This is a genomic window from Jeotgalibacillus haloalkalitolerans (assembly GCF_034427455.1).
Taxonomy (GTDB): Bacteria; Bacillota; Bacilli; order Bacillales; family Jeotgalibacillaceae; genus Jeotgalibacillus; species Jeotgalibacillus haloalkalitolerans.
Map to the genome: position 1 here is coordinate 558,791 of NZ_JAXQNN010000001.1, position 19,660 is coordinate 578,450.

13 protein-coding genes are annotated in these 19,660 nt (G+C 45.1%); 7 read left to right on the top strand and 6 right to left on the bottom strand.

What is annotated here, in order from left to right; genetic code table 11:
* Positions 1-5 precede the first annotated feature (5 nt).
* Positions 6-1,841: a cation:proton antiporter gene (locus UFB30_RS02760; RefSeq protein ID WP_322420144.1), complete on the top strand. Its 1,836-nt coding sequence runs from the start codon at positions 6-8 to the stop codon at positions 1,839-1,841.
* A gap of 566 nt (positions 1,842-2,407) precedes the next feature.
* Positions 2,408-4,558 carry a DNA topoisomerase III gene (locus tag UFB30_RS02765; protein ID WP_322420145.1) on the top strand — a complete coding sequence of 717 codons (2,151 nt, stop codon included), beginning with the start codon at positions 2,408-2,410 and terminating at the stop codon, positions 4,556-4,558.
* 142 nt (positions 4,559-4,700) lie between these two features.
* Here the strand turns inward: UFB30_RS02765 and UFB30_RS02770 are convergent, their stop codons facing one another.
* The gene (locus UFB30_RS02770) at positions 4,701-6,080 is read right to left on the bottom strand and encodes an MFS transporter (RefSeq protein ID WP_322420146.1); all 1,380 of its coding nucleotides are present in this window, start codon (positions 6,078-6,080) and stop codon (positions 4,701-4,703) included.
* 241 nt (positions 6,081-6,321) lie between these two features.
* Between UFB30_RS02770 and ybaK the strand changes: the two genes are divergently transcribed.
* From ybaK to UFB30_RS02790, 4 genes are all read left to right on the top strand, one after another.
* A complete protein-coding gene (ybaK, locus tag UFB30_RS02775; RefSeq protein WP_322420147.1) occupies positions 6,322-6,795 on the top strand; it encodes a Cys-tRNA(Pro) deacylase in 474 nt (157 codons plus the stop codon).
* A gap of 87 nt (positions 6,796-6,882) precedes the next feature.
* Positions 6,883-7,215 carry a YflT domain-containing protein gene (locus UFB30_RS02780; RefSeq protein WP_322420148.1) on the top strand — a complete coding sequence of 111 codons (333 nt, stop codon included), beginning with the start codon at positions 6,883-6,885 and terminating at the stop codon, positions 7,213-7,215.
* 264 nt (positions 7,216-7,479) lie between these two features.
* Positions 7,480-8,121: a YczE/YyaS/YitT family protein gene (locus UFB30_RS02785; protein ID WP_322420149.1), complete on the top strand. Its 642-nt coding sequence runs from the start codon at positions 7,480-7,482 to the stop codon at positions 8,119-8,121.
* A 72-nt stretch (positions 8,122-8,193) separates the two neighbouring features.
* The gene (locus tag UFB30_RS02790; RefSeq protein WP_322420150.1) at positions 8,194-9,339 is read left to right on the top strand and encodes an acyl-CoA dehydrogenase family protein; all 1,146 of its coding nucleotides are present in this window, start codon (positions 8,194-8,196) and stop codon (positions 9,337-9,339) included.
* A 282-nt stretch (positions 9,340-9,621) separates the two neighbouring features.
* Here the strand turns inward: UFB30_RS02790 and UFB30_RS02795 are convergent, their stop codons facing one another.
* The 4 genes from UFB30_RS02795 to UFB30_RS02810 form a co-directional block, all read right to left on the bottom strand.
* Positions 9,622-12,564 carry a carbohydrate binding domain-containing protein gene (locus UFB30_RS02795; RefSeq protein ID WP_322420151.1) on the bottom strand — a complete coding sequence of 981 codons (2,943 nt, stop codon included), beginning with the start codon at positions 12,562-12,564 and terminating at the stop codon, positions 9,622-9,624.
* Between the two features lie 159 nt (positions 12,565-12,723).
* Complete coding sequence (locus UFB30_RS02800) at positions 12,724-13,743, bottom strand: LacI family DNA-binding transcriptional regulator (protein WP_322420152.1); 1,020 nt, start codon at positions 13,741-13,743, stop codon at positions 12,724-12,726.
* Between the two features lie 381 nt (positions 13,744-14,124).
* Positions 14,125-14,922, bottom strand: a complete 798-nt coding sequence (locus UFB30_RS02805; protein WP_322420153.1) for an endonuclease/exonuclease/phosphatase family protein — start codon at positions 14,920-14,922, stop codon at positions 14,125-14,127.
* Between the two features lie 3 nt (positions 14,923-14,925).
* Positions 14,926-16,575 carry a PTS transporter subunit IIBC gene (locus UFB30_RS02810; RefSeq protein ID WP_322420154.1) on the bottom strand — a complete coding sequence of 550 codons (1,650 nt, stop codon included), beginning with the start codon at positions 16,573-16,575 and terminating at the stop codon, positions 14,926-14,928.
* A 267-nt stretch (positions 16,576-16,842) separates the two neighbouring features.
* On the opposite strand from UFB30_RS02810, the gene UFB30_RS02815 reads away from it, so the two are divergent.
* A complete protein-coding gene (locus UFB30_RS02815) occupies positions 16,843-18,135 on the top strand; it encodes a DUF2254 domain-containing protein (protein WP_322420155.1) in 1,293 nt (430 codons plus the stop codon).
* A gap of 49 nt (positions 18,136-18,184) precedes the next feature.
* On the opposite strand, the gene UFB30_RS02820 is transcribed toward UFB30_RS02815, so the two are convergent.
* Positions 18,185-19,456, bottom strand: a complete 1,272-nt coding sequence (locus UFB30_RS02820; RefSeq protein WP_322420156.1) for a tetratricopeptide repeat protein — start codon at positions 19,454-19,456, stop codon at positions 18,185-18,187.
* Between the last annotated feature and the right edge of the window lie 204 nt (positions 19,457-19,660).

Here is a 19,660-nt window from a genome sequence, read left to right on the forward strand (position 1 = left end):
CGGAGTTGTTTAATTCTCTGTTATTTACGGCGATGCTTGTCGTCTTTTTAGGAATACTGTCACAATGGCTTTCATGGCGCATCCGTATGCCTGCGATCGTCGTCATGTCGGTTGCCGGAATTATCGTCGGACCGGTACTCGGGTTTATTAATCCTGAGCAGGAGTTTGGTGATTTATACGGACCGATTATTTCGATGGCCGTTGCGATTATCTTATTTGAAGGAAGTCTGCAGCTGGACTTCCGGGAAATACGTGATCTCGGCAGGCCCGTTTTCAGAATCGTGACATTCGGTGCTTTTATTGCCTGGATTCTCGGATCATTAACAGCGCATTACATAGCAGGACTTTCTTTACCTGTCGCGTTTGTCATCGGGGGACTGTTCATTGTAACAGGACCTACCGTGATTTTGCCGCTTCTTAGACAGGCAAAACTGAAGCCGAGGCCGGCAAAAATTTTAAAATGGGAAGGGATCATTGTAGATCCATTCGGTGTCCTTCTTGCATTATTTGCATTTCAGATTATCCTGTTCTTTATTGACGAAGCAGTTACATTTACAAACCTGCTCCTCTTCTTTGGTGCCGCGGCCTTTGCAACCGTGCTCGGCTGGGCGCTCGGACGTGGTATGGGATGGATGTTTGAAAAGGGGTATATTCCTGAATTTCTAAAGTCACCTGTTCTATTTGCTGTCGTTCTGTTCTGTTTTAGTGTGGCAGATGAAGTGATGCATGAAACAGGTCTGTTATCGGTTACAGCAATGGGAATGACTATGGCAAATATGCATATTTCATCTATTGGTGATATGCGTCATTTCAAAGAAAATATCTCAGTACTGCTGATTTCAACAATTTTTATCATGCTGACAGCGTCACTGCAGGTAGAAACATTACTTGAAATCTTTAACTTAAGAATCATCGGCTATGTTGTACTGATGCTGTTGATTGTTAGACCGCTATCCATCTGGCTGTCGACGATCGGAACGGATTTGTCCTGGCAGGAGCGGACGCTTGTCGGCTGGATTGCACCGCGTGGAATCGTCGCGCTGACTGTATCCGGCTACTTTGCATCCGTGTTGCTTGATACGGGGTTTGAAGATGCTGAAATTTTGACTGCGCTCACCTTTGCGCTGGTCTTCTCCACTGTAGTTGCCCACGGATTTTCTATTGGCTGGGTAGCGAAAAAGCTGAAGCTTGCAAATGATGAGGGACCTGGAGTGATCGTGGTTGGAGGAAACTCCTTTACCAGAGGACTTGCGCATACGCTGCATGAGATGAAGGTGCCTGTGATCCTTGTGGATTCAACGTGGCGCAACCTTGCACCTGCAAGACAAAGAGGTGTGCCGACATTCCACGGAGAACTATTGTCTGAGCAAACTGAATACAGACTGGATATGACACCTTATGAAGCAATTCTGGCTGCTACCCCACTGGATTCTTATAATGCTCTGGTGTGCTCGACTTTTACACCTTCCATCGGGCGTAAGCATCTGTTCCAGGTTTCCATGGAGAAAACACATGATGCTGATCTGGCAGGATTGAAGCACACTGTCGGCGGCAGAACCCTGTTTGATGAACAGGCAACTCTGCAGGAGCTTAACCGCCGGGTTGAGAGTGGACATGTATTCAGACGCACACAGATTACAGAGCAGTATACGTATGAAAAGTACAAAGAAGAAATCAATGAGGATGATTTCCTGATTGGCGTGCTGAATAAGTCAGGTCACTTTGAACCATTCGTAAAAGACTGGGAAGAAGTGATTAACCCTGGAGATACATTAGTCAGGCTGACTGCTCAAACGAAAGAAGTTGAGAAAGTAAAACAAAAGATGAATGGTAATAAATAATGAATTTAATTCCGGGAAGCGCTGCGCTTTCCGGATTTTTTATGGGGAAGGTTTTGTATGAGTTGCAGCAATTCTCGTCGTTGTTGAAGTGATCAACCCGTGAGAATGTAGCAATCTGAGCCGGGTATGTAGCGATCCCCCGTGACCTTGTTGCAATTCCTGTTCACCTGTGTCGTATCCACTCTCATCTTCACACCGCCAGCCACTCTTCGTGCATTTAAGAAACTAAAGACCTGTTACTTGAGTGCATGTAGAGTTGGGTATAGTGACAGGATAAAGTTACAGCTTTTCCGGCTGAGGTGTAGTAATCAGCTTTGTGGCTTGTAGCAATTTGTCCCGGGTGAGTATGTGTTTTCCTTCAAGCTGTAGCGATACACCCGGGAAGTTGTACCATTTCGCTTAAAAACTGTCGGGATCCGCCCGAAAAGTTTTCGTGATCATACAAGCCAACGACAGCAATCCGTCCTAAGCTTGACGCAATGTTCTCCAGCCCCTCAAACCACCCCGACCGGTCAAATATGTTATACTCACTAACAGAATTGAACTAAAAAAGGACGGATTTAACCATGAAGAAAACAGTTGTACTGGCTGAAAAGCCGTCAGTCGGCCGCGACATTGCACGCGTGCTGAACTGTCATAAAAAAGGAAACGGTTATCTTGAAGGGGACAATTATATCGTCACCTGGGCGCTGGGTCACCTGGTTACGCATGCGGACCCGGATCATTACGGGGATCAGTATCAGTCATGGCGTCTTGAAGATCTGCCGATTTTGCCAAAAGAGATGAAGCTTGTTGTGATTAAAAAGACCGGTAAACAGTTTCAGGCAGTAAAAAGCCAGCTGACACGCGGTGATGTCGGAGAGATTGTTATTGCAACCGATGCAGGCCGTGAAGGTGAGCTCGTTGCCCGCTGGATTTTGGAAAAGGCAAGAGTAAACAAGCCAGTGAAGCGCCTGTGGATTTCTTCAGTGACTGACAAAGCGATCCGTGAAGGCTTCAAAAATCTAAAAGACGGTGATCGCTACGTGCCGCTTTACCATTCAGCCGTTGCCCGTGCAGAGGCGGATTGGATCGTCGGGATCAATGCCACGCGGGCACTGACAACAAAATTCAACGCCCAGCTGTCATCAGGAAGGGTACAGACCCCTACGATTGCGATGATTGCTATGCGCGAAGAAGAGATTAAGCAATTTAAGCCGAAAAAGTTTTATGGACTTCAGGCAAAAGCTGACGGTCTGACGCTGAAATGGACGGATGGAAAAACCAATCAAACGTTTGATCAGCAAAAAGCAGATCAGCTTTTAGCAAAAACAAAAGGTCATGAAGTGATCATTAAAGATGTGAAAAAAACACCGAAGAAGACGTATCCAAAACCTTTATATGATTTGACTGAACTGCAGCGCGATGCCCATAAACGCTATCACTTTTCAGCAAAAGAAACGCTTTCCGTTTTGCAGAAGCTGTATGAGCAGCACAAGCTCGTGACTTATCCGAGAACGGACTCCCGTTTCCTGTCATCTGATATGACCGAAACACTTGCTGACCGTTTGAAAGGGATGAAGGTGCCGCCATACGCACAGCATGTGGTGAAGCTTCTGCGCAAGCCGATTAAAGCAGGCAGCTTTATTAACGATGCAAAAGTATCTGATCACCACGCGATTATCCCGACCGAAGAAACGCTGCGTACTGAAAAACTCAATGATAAGGAATGGAAAATCTACAGCCTGATTGCCGAGCGCTTCCTTGCTGTACTGATGCCACCTTATGAATATGAGCAGACCGTTGTGACAGCAGAAATTGGCGGGGAAACCTTTACCGCTAAAGGAAATATCCCAATCAAACTCGGTTTTAAAGAGCTGGATCAGAGTGAAGAAGAACAGCATGCAGCACTGCCGGACGTTGAAAAAGGAAGCCGTCTGAAGGTGGGGAGCATCAATATCACAACAGGTGAAACACAGCCGCCTGCAAGATTTAATGAAGCGACACTGCTCTCAGCAATGGAAAACCCGAAAGCGTATATGCAGGGTGAGAAGAAAGAGTTAGTAGACAAACTTGGAGAAACAGGCGGGCTTGGAACCGTTGCAACACGCGCAGATATTATTGAAAAGCTATTTAACAGTTTTCTGATCGAAAAGCGCGGCAACGATATTTTCCTTACGTCAAAAGGACGTCAGCTGCTGGACCTTGTACCGGAAGAACTAAGATCACCTGCACTGACAGCCCAGTGGGAACAGAAGCTTTCTGCCATTGCTGATGGAAAGCTGAAGCAGCAGGCGTTTATGAGTGAAATGACACAGTTTTCAAAAGATGTGGTACGTTCAATTAAAAACAGTAAAGCTCAGTACAAGCATGACAATATGACAGGTACACACTGTCCTGACTGCGGCAAGCTCATGCTTGAAGTCAACGGCAAGAACGGCAAAATGCTTGTCTGTCAGGACCGTGAATGCGGTCACCGCAAAAATATCGCCAAGAAAACCAACGCACGCTGTCCGAAATGTAAAAAGAAAATGGACCTGCGCGGTGAGGGGGATGCTCAGACATTCAGCTGTGTCTGCGGCTACCGTGAGAAAATGGATGCTTTTCAAAAGCGCCGTAAAGAAAACCAGAAGAACAAAGCTGGCAAGCAGGACGTGAAGAAATATATGAAAAAACAAAATCAGGATGAGCCGGTGAATACAGCGCTCGCTGATGCTCTAAAGAATTTGAAGCTATAAGAAAAAGCGTTTCTTTCCTTGAAGGGAGAGAAACGCTTTTTTAGTAGCGGTACAGCGGGGACGGAGTTGACTGTTCCACTTTTAGAATCATTCCAAAAATGAACCGTCGAACTCCGTCCCCAATAAGCCGCCTTCATCATATCTAACCAACTTCCACACTGTTAGCAGAAGCTCTCTTATAAAAAATCATAAAGAACGTCACACTTGCAGCAGCAAGCAGCGTCAGGACAAGGAACAGATTACTGTAAATGACATTGTCCCCGCTTGAAGAGAGGGGATTTAAACGAAGTGTCACACCCTGTATTTCAAGGACAGCTCCAAAAATGGCACTCGCAAATGCGCCGCCCATAAAGTTCAGCAGGTTAAAGAGTCCAATCCCGACACCGTTTTCTTCACGGCTTAATGTAGAAGAAAGAATGTCAGCAGTCGAACTCTGAACGAGCGGGAACCCAAGATACGCAACCAGCATACAAATCGAAATAATCCAGGCCTGACTTCCGGCAAACGTTGAAATAAGCAGACAGCCGCCGGCAATCAGGAGCAGTGCGGTAATAACCACCGGCACACCGCCGCGCTTATCAATCACGCGCCCGCCATATTGACCGAGGAACCCTGAAATAATTGCACCAGGGAAAAGCACAAGACCAATGCCAATAGTTGAAAGCGTATTTAAATCACGCAGCATGATCGGGATGATAAAAATCAGCCCAAACAGACACGACGTTCCAAAAAAGCTCGTCAGCACTGTCACGGTATAGCGCTTATTTTTCAAAATCGCAGGCTGGATAAACGGGTTCTTCGCCTTCAGCGTCCACCATACGAATAAACCGCCTGCAACAGCCGTCACAGCAAGAAGCCATAAAGTATAAGTCGTGATTACAAATAGTAGGCTCGCCACAGTGATTGCAATTAAAATCGCACCCGGAATATCAATACTGCCCTGCTGTCTTTCCTCAGCCGGCAACCACTTTCTGAAAAGCGGAATAGACAGCGCAGACATCATGGACAGGATAAATAAAAAACGCCAGTCCAGCACACCGCCAATGAGTCCGCCTACAATCGGACCGACACCGGACGCAAACGCAACAGTAGATGCCACATATCCGAATACCTTACCGCGGCTTGAAGGCATAAACCTTGCAGGAATAATAAATGAAAGTGCAGGGATACTCGCACCACCCATCGCCTGAAAAATTCTTGCCACGATTAAAGAAGGGAAATTCGGTGATAAAAATCCGATCAGAGAACCGATCGCAAAAAGCGAAATTCCGATTGTAAATAATGTACGGATCGCAAACAGGTCAGCAAGCTTTCCATACATTAAAGAACCGATCGCAAAAACCAGAATATACCCGGTCAGCACCCAGCTTACCTGAGAAGGAGACAGCCCGAAGTCTGCAGCAATATCCGGAATCGCTACATTAAACATCGTCCCATTCATCACTGTAAACGCCAGTATCAAACAAATTAAAAAAGTCAGCTTCTTCTTCTGACTATCAGGAACTTCTTTTATATCAGTCATTGTTAAAACCTCTTACTTTCTGTTTAGCTTTGGTAGATTGGCTGATGAACTCCGCTTCAGGCGGACGCTCACCGCCCGGGGGCAGGAAAGCGCAGTCCTCCACGGAAATCAACACCGGTTGTCTTCGTTAAATACTTCGCTATCCAAAATAATCATAGAGCCTGCAACCGGAATTGTAAAACGGTTTAGCGCTAATCGTGTAAAATAAAAATAATCAGAAAACGCAAAGGGGAGTTTCAGGATGGGTAAAGGAAAGACAAATGCCATGCGAATGCTGGACGCTGCATCAATTCCATACGGCACAACAGAATACGATACAAAAGACGGACTGACAGATGGTGTGTCAGTCGCTGAAAAGGTTGGACGCAAGACAGAAGAAGTGTTTAAAACTCTTGTCGCTCATGGGATATCAAAACAGTACTATGTATTTGTTATTCCCGTTGACCGTGAATTGAACCTCAAAAAAGCTGCAGCTGCTGCAGGTGAAAAGAAAGTGGAAATGATTCCGATGAAGAGCCTGCAGCAAATTACCGGTTACATCAAAGGAGGATGTTCTCCGATTGGCATGAAAAAGCCGTTTCCAACTTTGATAGACGGTTCTGCAAAAGAGCTGAAAACGATACTGGTCAGCGCCGGGCAGGTTGGTAAACAAATTGAAATAAATCCCATGGATCTCAGTCAGGTCACGGCTGCAGCCTTTGCTGAACTGACTTGAAAAACTTTCGAAAGTTTAACTGTTTCTCCTGCCGGGTAGAGTTCTTCTGTAGAACAATTTACAGCAATTAACCAGGAGGAGATAAGCATGAGTCTATTTTACAAAGAGTTCACAAACGATGAGGAAGTAGTAAATGCAATTGGCTCCATTAAAGCAAAAGGTGTTAACGAAGATACGATTTACGTTGTGACACACGACGATGACCGTACAAAACGAATTGCTGACAACGCCGATGCGAATACGCCAGGCGGATTCGCAACAAAAGCAAAAAACATCTTCAGTAAAAAAGGTGATGAGCTGCGTGATCAGTTCAAAGACCTTGGTTTTACACAAACTGAAGCAGAAAATTTAGAAGAAAAACTTGATGAAGGTAAAGTCATTGTCGTTGTAAAAGACGCACCGGCAGGCTTTACAGTATAAATTTTAAGAAAATCTGTCCTCGTAGCAGGGCAGATTTTTTTGCTTGTAAAAGGCAGTTAAAGATAATAGATATAGGTCTATTTTCACTAAAAGTCGAACCTTCATGGTGGTACGCCGAAGATGATCTATTAATCTCCGAACCCTGGATGTTTTCCGCCGAACCCGTACAACACCCATAATCCCCCATCACCAAAAAAACCACCATATATGTTAAAGTAGTCTAAGTGAAAAATAGGATCTATTTAAATGAAAGAAGGATTTTACATGAATAGAAGAGAAAAAACGCTGCGCTGGAGCTTTTTCATTATAGGACTCGTGATTTTAGGTCTGGGCATCTCTTTGACAATTAAAGGGCAGCAGCTTGGCATCGGGCCATGGGATGTGCTGCATGTCGGATTGTTTCAGCAGCTGGGGCTTACAGTCGGCACGTGGGCGATTTTAGTCGGGGCGCTGATTATTGCATTAACAGTGGTCGTGACGAAAAAGCCGCCACGCATCGGTGCGATTTTGAATATGCTGTTAATCGGAGTATTTATTGATTTCTTCAACTGGCTGATTCCTGAACCGCAGTCCTTGATCGGTGCAATCGTGATTTTACTCGCGGGTATTGTCGTGATGGGCTATGGGGTAGGAATTTACGTATCTGCAGATCTTGGAGAAGGGCCACGGGATACAATTATGATGATGATTGTCAGAAGAACAGGATGGAATTTGTCTAAGGTACGCCGCAGTATTGAAATTGTTGCGCTGATCATTGGCTGGCTGCTCGGTGGCCCGGTTGGCATCGGAACAATTCTGATTGCATTCTTTACCGGAACGATCGTGAATCTGTCACTGCCACAGAGCCGTATCGCCCTGCAAAAGCTGCTGACGAAAGAAGCAAAAACAGCAGCACATCATGCGTGATTTCCCGAGCAAATCGGTTGGTTATAAAAAGAACGTCCTGTAAACTTATATGAAAACGCAGGAGTGATGTTTGTGTACGATTTTACAAAAACAGATGCGCAGAAGAGAATGCTGGCTGACCTTAACAGACTCATTCCTTCATTTAAAAAGCGTGAACACTTACTTGATGAACCGAATGCTTATCCTGAGAAAAATATTAAAGAATTAATAGACCTGGGCTATTCAAAGCTGACGCTGCCAAAGGAATTCGGCGGTCAGGGAGAGGGGCTTTATGAGCTTGTGCTCGGTCAGGAAGCGATTGCTAAAGGGAGCGGTGCAACGGCATTATCTATGGGCTGGCACACCGGCACCCTGCTTGAATTCAGTGAGAGGCGCCACTGGAAAAAAGAAGCAGCAGATTTTATTTTGGAAAAGATCAAAGATGGTGCGATTGTAAACACTGCTGCGACTGAAAAGGGTGCCGGCAGTCCTGCAAGAGGGGCATTGCCGAAAACGACGGCAGTGAAAACCGCTTCAGGATGGGAGATTACCGGTGAGAAATCCTATACCTCCCTTGCGCCAATGCTTGACTATATTTTCGTGACAGCTGTGATTGATGGGACAGATCAGGTCGCAACCTTCATCCTACCGGGTGATGCTGAAGGTGTGTCAATCAGAGAGTCGTGGGACAGTATCGGTATGCACGGAACCGCCAGTCATGATCTCGTGCTGGAGAAGGTTGAAGTGCCTGAGCGTTATATGCTCAAGGATGGTGCAGGAGCTGGTGCCAAGCCGCCAATGAGCTGGCTGCTTCATATTCCTGCCTGCTATATTGGAATCGCCGGCGCAGCACTTGAAGATGCCACGTCTTTTGCAGCATCTTATGAACCGGCTTCGCTCGGAGAACCGATCGGAAGCCTTCCGAATGTGCAGGAAAAGCTCGGTGATCTGCAGGTGAAGCTGCTAAGTGCGAGACAGGTGCTTTATCATACAGCTGAAAGCTATGAGCGTGCGGAAAATAAAGAGGATGTACGAGTACTATTGAGCTCAGCAAAAGTACATGTGACCAATGCAGCGATTGAGATTGTTGAAAAGTCGATGAGAATTGTCGGGCCGCAGAGTATGTCTGCCTCAAGTCCGATGCAGCGCTATTACCGCGACGTGCGGATGGGGCTTCATAACCCGCCGATGGAGGATATGGTCAAAGGACAGTTTGGGAAGAAGATGGTGGATCAGTGAGGCTGAAATGGTGAAGGGGAGTCGGGATTAATTGAATCATCAATGGGATAAATCGATCACCTTTTCAGTTAATTACGTCACCTTTACGATTGATTCAACGTTTATCGGTCTGGTGCACCGGAATTAGCTCACCAATTTTATTTTTCTATCATCTTCTGACTTTATTCGATCACCTTTTGACTTATTCATTCGACCACACGCACGTCCATTAACTCGCAAATCCAGCACAAACAAAAAAGCCGTGATCCCGGGAACAACATTCCCCGGGGCCACGGCTTTTTACTATTCCAATGTTACATTATCAATCTTCACTTCATGCGCATCATTTGATTCACCTGCAATTTTACCTAACAGGAACTTCAGGCTGAGCGCCTGCTGAGTTGCCGGAGTAAATGTGAATTCATATGTCTGCTGATCAGCTGTCAGCTCCACGACCTCAGATAATGAACGGGCATATGCAGCATCTTCAACTGTCACTTCCATCTTCCGGTCAACAGTAGAACTTGCATCAAACTTCAGCGTATAAGGTTTTCCAGGAAGCAGTGACAGGTTCTCCTGATACAGCTGAACGCCCCATGGTTCAGCACTCTGCTGTCCAATCTGGATCAGCGCCTGATCATTAACAAGCTGCAAACTGCTTGGAGCTGCATCCCAATGAAAGTATGACACCCAAGGCTCAAGACTTCCATCAAATGTTCCATTCTTAATTGGTGTCTCACCTGCAGGACCACCAACTCTTTTCAGTGAAAGGTTATCAAGTTCAACATTGCCTTCTCCACCAAATGAAACAACAAATTGTGCATTCAGGTCAGTGATATCAGGCATTGTGAATGCTACATTCTGTGTTGACCATTCCTCGTCAGCTGAAATAACTTCGCTTGCATAAACGGTCGAACCATCTTCGCTGAGCAGTTCAATTTGAACGTCGCTTTGATCAGCTTTTACTTCAAGTGCCAGTTCATAAGGGCTCTCGCTTTGCAGCTGAATGCCTTTTTGAACAAGCTGAGCATCAGAGTCGTTCACTGTCAGAACGCGGCGCTCAGGGTCTACTGATACTGCATCGTCAGAAGATGCATTTAACACATTCCAATAAAGGAGTCTGTCAGGGAAGCCCTGATCAAATGTTCCGTTATAGATCAGATTTCCGTTTTTAAGCGGTGACTTTGAAGCATCCGGATCAATTTCCGGTGCTGTTGTTTCTTCAATTCTGACATTGCCGATCCAGACTGGATGTGTTGACAGACCCAGGTTAAATTCAAGGCGTGCTTTCAGGTCTGTTTCTTCTGTCATCTGGAAGACAGTTTCATAGGGTTGTACTTCATTTGTCAGCGAGAAAGATTCACTGCTTGAGTAAGTTGAATAATCTCGATCAGCGTCTCCACTCACTTTGACATTGATATCACGGTTGCTTGCAGACTTTGCATCAAAGCTGACTTTGTAATAACGTCCTTTTCCGATTGTAACGTCCTGGATCAGCTGAATCGCATAAGGCTGATTACCGCCGTTTTGAATGTCTGCCTTTGCAAAATTGCGGCCATCAAGCTCATCAATTGAAAGGGAAGCCTGTCCGCCAAAGTCAGGAAGTGCAAGGAAGTACCAGTGATCAGTTCCTGGGACACCTTCAACACCTTTTACAGTGCCAGTGTCTTCAGTGAAGTCATTGTTATAAACAAGGTTACCGTCTTCTAGCGGCAGCTTCGCATCTTCTGGAAGCGGCTCTGCCACAACTTCAGGCAGTTCAGGCGTCTGATATGGACGGCCTGTCAGATCATATACCCGTACGTAATCTACGTTCATTGACTGCGGGAACATTGTATCTTCAGTCGGGTCACCATCAAAGTTTCCGCCGATTGCAAGGTTCAGCAGCATGTGGAACGGCTGATCGAATGGAGCAGGGTACGTATGATTTGCAGCAGCATTTTGCTCTTTGCTGTACCAGTTGTTCTGCGTCTGTGTCAGTACGCCGTCTACATACCAGCGGATCTCACCAGGCTCCCATTCAACTGAATAGACATGTTCATCGGCAATTGTTGAACCATCCGGGAACGTGTATTCAGCGCCAGTGTATTTATTGTTTGGCCATGTTTCACCATAGTGAATTGTACCAATTGCGTGGTGAGGGTTGCTTCCCTGTGCTTCTAAAATATCAATTTCCCCGGAAGCAGCCCAGCCGCCGTAACGATCTTCTTCAGGAAGCATCCAGAATGCCGGCCAGTAGCCTTTTCCTGTAGGAAGTGAGGCCTTCATTTCAAATTTTCCGTATGTTTTAGCAAAAAGTCCTTTGGTTCTTAAGCGTGCAGATGTGTATGAAAAACCTTCATACTCTTCTTCGCGTGCTGTAATAACAAGATTTCCATCTTCCGTTTTTGCGTTTTCAGGACGGTCAGTGTAATACTGCTTTTCATTATTTCCCCATCCCGGTACGAATGTTCCGTTTGCATCATAGAAGCCGTTGCCAATCTCAAAATCCCATTTAGAGCGGTCAATTTCAGTCCCGTTGAATTCGTCCTGCCAGATCAGTGACCATGGCGACACAAAGTCTTCCGGATTTTGTGTAGATACACCATTCAGCTCAAGTGCTGTTTCAAGCTCAGCATCTTCAATCACACCATCGCCATTTAGAGAAGAGCCGGCTGCAAGTGTTGAGACGTGAAGAGATTTGATCAGGCTGTCCAGTGGATGGTCAACGTCTGTAAGCGCATTCAAAATTAACTGATCGATTACACCGTCAACTGACAGCTGGTTCAGTTGTTTAGATTGGCCTTTGTTTTTACCTTCAGCCGTAACTGCAGTGAATTCACCCGATAGCTCAAGCGATGATCCATTGAGTAGCGAAACGCCTTTAAAACCGTCTGCTGTCAGTTCATTTTCTGTAAGAGAACCGTTTCCGTCAAACAGTGTGTTTTCAATAATTGAATCTCCGGACACTGTGAATGATGTTTCATGAGAAGACGTTTTAACAGAAAGCGTTTGCAAAGAAGAGTTGTGAATGGTCAGACTCTCTGGTGCTTTACCCTTTATGTAAACCGTTCCTTCAACTGACACGTTGTCGAGTGTAATATTCTTTCCGGCGGCTGGCGTAATATGAAGGTCTCCTTTGATGACCTCATTACTCAGCACATCGTCTTTCAGGTTGACAGTGTCTTTCTTTGCAAAACCGGTACCTGCAAAGCTGGACATAGATAGCGAGAAGACTAACAATAATGCACTGCTCTTTTTTAACATGTAATGGCCTCCCTTGTTTTGTCCTACGTGGGACATTTGAGTATAACTATAAAAGCATTCATCATTTTTGACAACCGGTTTTTACAATAATGAATGCTTCAGGTGTAAAAAGGTACTATTGATCTAGTGTGAAAAGTCAGTCTATTTTACAATGAATAGTTAAGAATCCGGTGCTGCACATGAATCACGCTCAATCAGGGTGGCTGTAAAAGAATGTTCAGGTGCCGGGACACCGTATTCAACCCGGCTGATCAATTGCTCCACCAGATATTCTGCCATTTCCACCCGCGGCAGCTGCATTGTTGTAAGGGAAGGGTTTGTGTATTCTGTGAGCCGGATATTATCAAAGCCGATGAGGGAAATGTGCTTTGGCACAGAAATACCATGTTCCCCAAGCGCTTTTAATGCACCGATTGCAATCAGGTCATTGGAGCAGACAACAGCTGTCGGCAGGATTCCTTTATCAATCCAGTCCAGTATGGCCTCATAGCCGGATTGCTCCACAAAGCTTCCTATAAAAACAGGACCCTCAGCAAGGTTTGCCTGTTGCATCGCCTGTTTGTAACCGTGTAATCGTTCAACTGCAGCACGGTTTTCCTGCTCGCCGGTTATGATCCCGATCTGCTGATGACCGTGTCCGATCAGGTGTTCAGTTGCATGAAGGGCGGATTCCTGGTTTAACAGAATCGGAACAGGTATTTCCAACTGATCCGAATCAAGGTTGTTCTGATCAAAAACCCCCACTAAGAAGCCAGCTTCCCTGATTTCATCGACAATCCTTTGCACCGATGACCAGCTGATGATCATTCCGGCGTCAATGCTTTTCTCTCTGTACAGTTTTAAAATAGGGGAAGTGTCATCGATTGTTGAGGTTGTGACGAGAACATTATAGCCGCGCTCTGCACATGAGCTGATCATACTGCTGATGACTGTGCTGTAAAAGAGATCATCCGCATAAATGTTATGCTTTTCAGGATCCTGTATGATAAATAATCCGAGCGTCTGCGTTTTCTTTTTTGTCAGGCGTCTTGCAGAAACGTTCGGGTGGTAGTTGTGTTCATTCATAATTTGAAGAATACGTTCACGCGTTTCTTTTTTTACCTGGGGTGAATCATTTAATACCCGCTGCACTGTTTTTCTCGATACGCCGGCGAGTTTTGCTATATCAAAAATATCCATTTTTTCCTCCTGCGTGTTACTTATAGAGTTTATTATAGCTGAATAAGAACCCGCCTGCATTGAATGATGAAGGGTCAGTTTGAAAGGTGAGAAGTGAACGGTGAAGCTGCAGTAGATGAGCGGGGAATTCAATCATCTATAAAAATATATCTATCATCTTTTTGGTTAATTCCGTCGTCTTTTAATTTATTCAGCTTCTGTTAGTCTGAAACGCCTGAATTACGTCATGAATCGTCATTATTCAATCACCTTTTGTACTAATTCCATCACCAAAAAGTTTATTAGACCCATGCCCGAAAGCGCCACTGCCTGAAATGAAGCATTCTTCTCCAGCTAAAGAGTAGTGAAACGATTTTAAGGATGAGACATTTTGTCCCATCCTTAAAATAATTTAATCTTTAGTTCCACTTCCACACCAAAATGATCAGATACAACAGGGTAATGCTCCCCGTTAAATATCACTCTAGAAGATTTTACTTTTACAGACTCCGAAGCAAAAATATAATCAATCCGGAGCGGCTGTGCGTTACCTTCCCAGCCTGCGATCTCCCCGAATACGGTTGTGCCGCTGTCTTTTGTTGCAGCAAGTGTGTAAGTATCCTTTAAACCTTTTGTTAAAAGAAGGTCATAGCCTTCTTCTTTCAATCCAGCGTGGTTGTTGAAGTCCCCCATATAGAATGAGAGTCTGTCAGGGTGCTGTCTTTTGAGTAAACGGTCAACCTGTTCAGTGTAAAGCTCTTCTTCATCGCTCCACCAGCCGAGGTGGCATGAGTAAAAATCAATCAGCTGGTCTCCGGCGTTCACTGTGATGCGGGGGACGGCACGGGTCTTCCAGTGATCAGGATCTTCAGATTTTGTGATAAAAAAGGAATCCTTTTCTGTGACCGGCAGCCTTGAGATCAGGGCAACACCTTCTTCATAAACGTCATAGCCATAGTGGCAGAAGGACCAGTGCATCTGATCTTCAGTTCTGTCGAGTGCAGATAAACGCTTCAGCAGTTCAAGACCAAAGTGTCCTTTTTTATAGCCGCCTTCCTGAGGAGCGTCAGCCAGCTGACTGACCTCCTGCAGTGCGATGACATCATATTCACGTTCTGTAATTGTTTTTGCAAGAATATCGAGCTTTTCCAGCTGCTGTTCTTCCTGCCAGGAATGACAGTTCAGTGTGAGCAGTTTCATTGATTAAGCTCCTAACTCGTCTTGAATATCGGATTTCAGTACGTCTGCTTTTGGTCCGTAGATTGCCTGAACGCCACGATCGCGAAGGACAAGTCCAAGTGCACCGTTTTGCTTCCAGATTCTTTCGTCTGCTACAAGGCCGATATCTTTAACGGTTACACGAAGGCGCGTCATACATGCATCTACATCTTCAATGTTTTCTTCTCCACCTAAAAGTCCGATAATCGCAACAGCCTGTGAGTCTTTGTTGCTGGCAGTTGTTTTAGATGAAATCTTCTCTTCAGTTGTTTCTTCGATATAGTTTCCTGCACGTCCCGGAGTAGGGAAGTTAAAGCGTTTGATCAGGAAGTAGGCTGCGCCGAAGTTCACAGCAAACATGATCACAGAGACGAACACCAGGTTGATCAGGTCCCGGGTAAGACCGGCATTGACAATCAGTGGCGTTCTTGTAAGAAATTCAATAAATCCAAATGCATGAATACGCAGGTCAATTAAATCAACAAGTGCAAATGAAACACCAGTCAGTACAGCATATACGATATAAAGAAGCGGTGCAGCGAACATGAACATGAATTCGATTGGCTCAGTTACACCTGTTAAAAATACAGCCAGACCTGCTGAAAGAAACATGGATTTGTATTTTGTGCGTTTATCTTTATCAACATTCAGGTACATCGCAAGTGCAAGTCCAATCAGTGCAGCAGATGAAGCAATGAACTGTCCGACTTTAAAGCGTGCCGGCACAACCTCTTCAGTCAGCTGGTTGTAGCCTGCAGTGTTACCCTGCTGAAGCATATTGTAAAGGTCTGTAACCCATGCGAGCCAAAGTGGATCCTGACCTGATACCATGCTGCCGGCACTCGCACCAGTCTGAATTACGTATGTACCGCCAAGCTCCGTATAATTGATCGGAACCGTCAGCATATGATGAAGTCCGAATGGCAGTAACAGTCTTTCAAGTGTACCGAAAATAAATGGCGCAACAATCGGTGCTGAATTTCGGGAGTTTGCAATCCACTGCCCGAAGTCATTCAACAGCCCCTGGATGAAAGGCCATACAAGTGACATAATCAGTGCAACGACTACAGAACCTGCAATGACAACGAAAGGTACAAAGCGTTTTCCGTTAAAGAAGGCAAGCGCCTGTGGAAGCTTACTGAAGTTATAATATTTGTTGTAAAGTGCTGCGCCAAGGAATCCGGAAATAATTCCGACAAATACACCCATATTCAGTGCAGGTGCACCCAGGACTGAAATAAAGTAATCAGCAACAACAAGCTCTGCTCCTAAAAGAGAGGTAACCGTTGCAGAAGGGTCGGCAAGCATGTCAGCATTTACGCCAAATATAGCTCCTGTAATTCTGTTTATTAATAGAAAAGCGATTAATGCAGCAAATGCACCGCCTGCGCGGTCTTTTGCCCACGAGCCGCCAATTGCAACTGCAAATAGAATATGCAGATTCGTAATGATCGCCCACCCGATGTCTTCCATCACACGCGCAATCGTTTGCATTAATACGATGTCGCCAGTCATCATGGCAAGCAGCTTACCAAGCGAAATCATGATTCCGGCAGCCGGCATCACCGCAACGACAACAAGCAGTGCTTTACCAAACTTCTGCCAGAAATCAAATGAACCGAAAATCTTTTTCATACCAAGCCCTCCAAGGTTCTATGTATAGGTTTTCATAAATGGTTTTTATGATGTACAATATGATGCAACCGTTTGCACTAATTGTTCATGTAGAATATTGTATATACAAGACAGAGAACTTGCAAGCGTTTTATTAAAAAAGTTTTACTACACCTCTGTCTGTGAAATAGACACTGTGCGTCAATATATAACTGAGGTAAAATATTTATAAGAGACATACTGTAAACGCTTCAAAGAAAATCAAATGATTAAAAGGGGTGGAGCGGGATGAAAAAACAGTGGATCAACCTGAAAGATAAAGTCTGGCTCAGGCCGCTCGGGTATAGCCTGCTTGCGGTGCTGCTTGCAGCAGTTGTTGGTTTCGTTGATATTAACTATGGACCTGGCATATCAGGTCTGCCCGCTATTTTCTATACAGAAGTAGAGCTCGCTCAAGCCATTCTGACTGCTCTGATCACAGCGCTGCTGACGATGACGACATTCACTTTTTCAACGATTATGGTTGTCCTCACAACCTATGCTTCACAATATTCACCTAAGACCATTAAAAATTTTATTACAGACCCGCTGACGCTCAGAGTGCTCGGGATATTTATGGGCGGATTCATTTATTCAACACTTTCGATGCTGTTTATGAGAGACAGCCTTTCACAGGATCCGGTGATCGCCGGCGTAGTGGGAGTACTGATTGCAATTTTATGTCTGGTGTTTTTTGCAATCTTTATTCATCATGTAGCAAATGATATACAGGCAAGCCGTCTGATTGAACGCCTTGCAGGTGACACAGATGATGTAACAGACTACTATTTTAAGCTTATGCAAAAGCAGAATGTTTCTCTTGAACATCAGGGTGAAAACTGGAATTCTGGCGAGACCTTCTATCAGGTCCAGGCGCAAAGCTATGGATACGTACAATATATAGATTTGGATCAGCTGGGAAAAAAGGCGGCAGAGCATGGGGTAATGATTGAAGTGAACGTGCCAATCGGTGAATACGTTCATAAAGCCACGCCACTGCTGACAGTATATGTTCAGCCAGAACGTCTGCCTGAAGTAAGAGACCTGCCTCTGACACAAAGCTTTATGATCGGGAATGAGCGGGACGTCAGGCAGGATCCCGTATTTGCCCTGCAAAAAATGGTTGAAGTCGCGCTGCGGGCAATTTCACCGGGTATCAATGATCCGAATACGGCAAATGACAGTATAAGGCATATCGGCAGACTGCTTGGAAATATGGCGCAGTTTCCCGTGAGGCCTATTCTGATAACAGATGACGATGGTAAAGGTCTGGTGAAAATAAACCTTCCATCATTCCAGGATATCTTATATAAAACCTTTTTCCAGCTTCGCCATTACGGAAAAGAAGATGTATCCGTCCTGACTGCGATGCTTGAAGCCATTGCCTTTGCCGGAGAAAGTGCACCACGACAGCATCTGGGTTCACTAAGGGACATTGCAGAATACGTCGTAGAAAAAGCTGATCTTGACAAGATGCCAGCGATGGATCGTGAGTGGATCAATCAGAAATTGCAGGCGGTTGAGAGGATTACAGAGAGGTAAGGCAGACGCTCCATAGTAAAAGGGCATTCCGTCGCGGAATGCCCTTTTACTATGAAACCATTGTCTTCAGTAAATCCTGATAAGCCTTTGCTTCTTCAGCCTGTCCGGAAGCAAGATAAGCTTTAAAAAGGCGCTCAACCGGCTCTTTTGATTCTGGATGCAACTCCATTTCATAGGTGAAGCAGTCAATCGCTTCATTGTAAAATCCGATTTTTTCATACAGCTCACCTGCTGCGGCCTGCTGCTCAGGATCTTCTGCTATTTCAGCAAGCTGCTTGACCAGCTGATAGACTGGCAGATCCGCTAAGGGTGTCAAATGTCTTAAGATTCCCCCCACGTCATGATCAGGCACGTGCCTTAAAGCAGTCAGGATCATTTCGTTCATCTCTTCAGGGTGATCTGCTAGAAGCGGTGCAAGTCTGCTGCAAAGTGTCTCAAAGGAGAGAGCTGTCAATGTGTCCTGGTCCTGCAACAGCGTTCTCAGATCCCGTACATCTGAAGCCCTTAGCGTAAAAGGGTATTTCGCGAGCAGTCTGATTGCTTCAGCAGGCTGTTGTTGCCTGACCAGTTCCTTAAAAGCATTTCTCGCCGGTTCATCATAGCCGTCTGCAAGTAGTCTGTCATAAAGCATCTGCTGCTGTGCCGGAGTGTAATGGATATTTGTGAATTCGAGCAGTGTTTTAAATGTTCCCGGAGCCGGAGCAGATTTGTATTGTTCCTCTGCTGCAGCAAGCTGATGCTGAATCGGGAATCCCTCTTTCAGGTTGCGTGCCTCCCATAAAGTACGCTGATCAGCAGTCAGATCAACTTTTTCAGAGCGGGTTGACTTGACCCACTCGTGTTCAGGATAGATCGATCTGATCCGGTCATACACAATCGCTGCTTTTTTAAATTTGCCATCGCGTTTATACGTATAGTAGTGATCCCTGAGGACCTTGAACAACTTTTCTTCTTTGATCAGACCATCGAAGCAGCTGAAGATCTCGACTGACTGGAGCGGGTCGTGTGCTGTTTTTTTGAGTAATACGGTAAATGATTGGTTTGTAAGTGTCATTTCTGATGATACAAGTTGATCCGAGAGCGGGTGGGGGCATAAAAAAACAATTCCCTGCGTGAACGCTTTTTCAGTGTAGCTGCGCCTTTTAGAGCGGCTCACTTTTTTAGCGGCAAGGAATTGCTGATCTTTAAAATATAAGTGATATAAGTGGTGGTACTCATCTCGTGCTTCAAGAATCGTACATGGAACGTGAATAGCCAGACGGATTGGTGTCAGGGCGGTCAGTGATTGATCTTTTTCTTTCAAGTAGAATTGATTCATCATTCTCGTTCCTCCTCTCAGGGTCAGTCTTATTATATCATACTTTTCAGAATACTGATTAATTCATTTGGACTAGGACTAAAGTTCATTTGGTACACGAAATATTTTTAAAGGTACTTATTTACCCCTTTTTGGTAGTATTTAACCATGTTAAATTTCACTTTTTTCTGAAAATTTTGCATGTTAAGCTGTAAAAGCATGACAGAA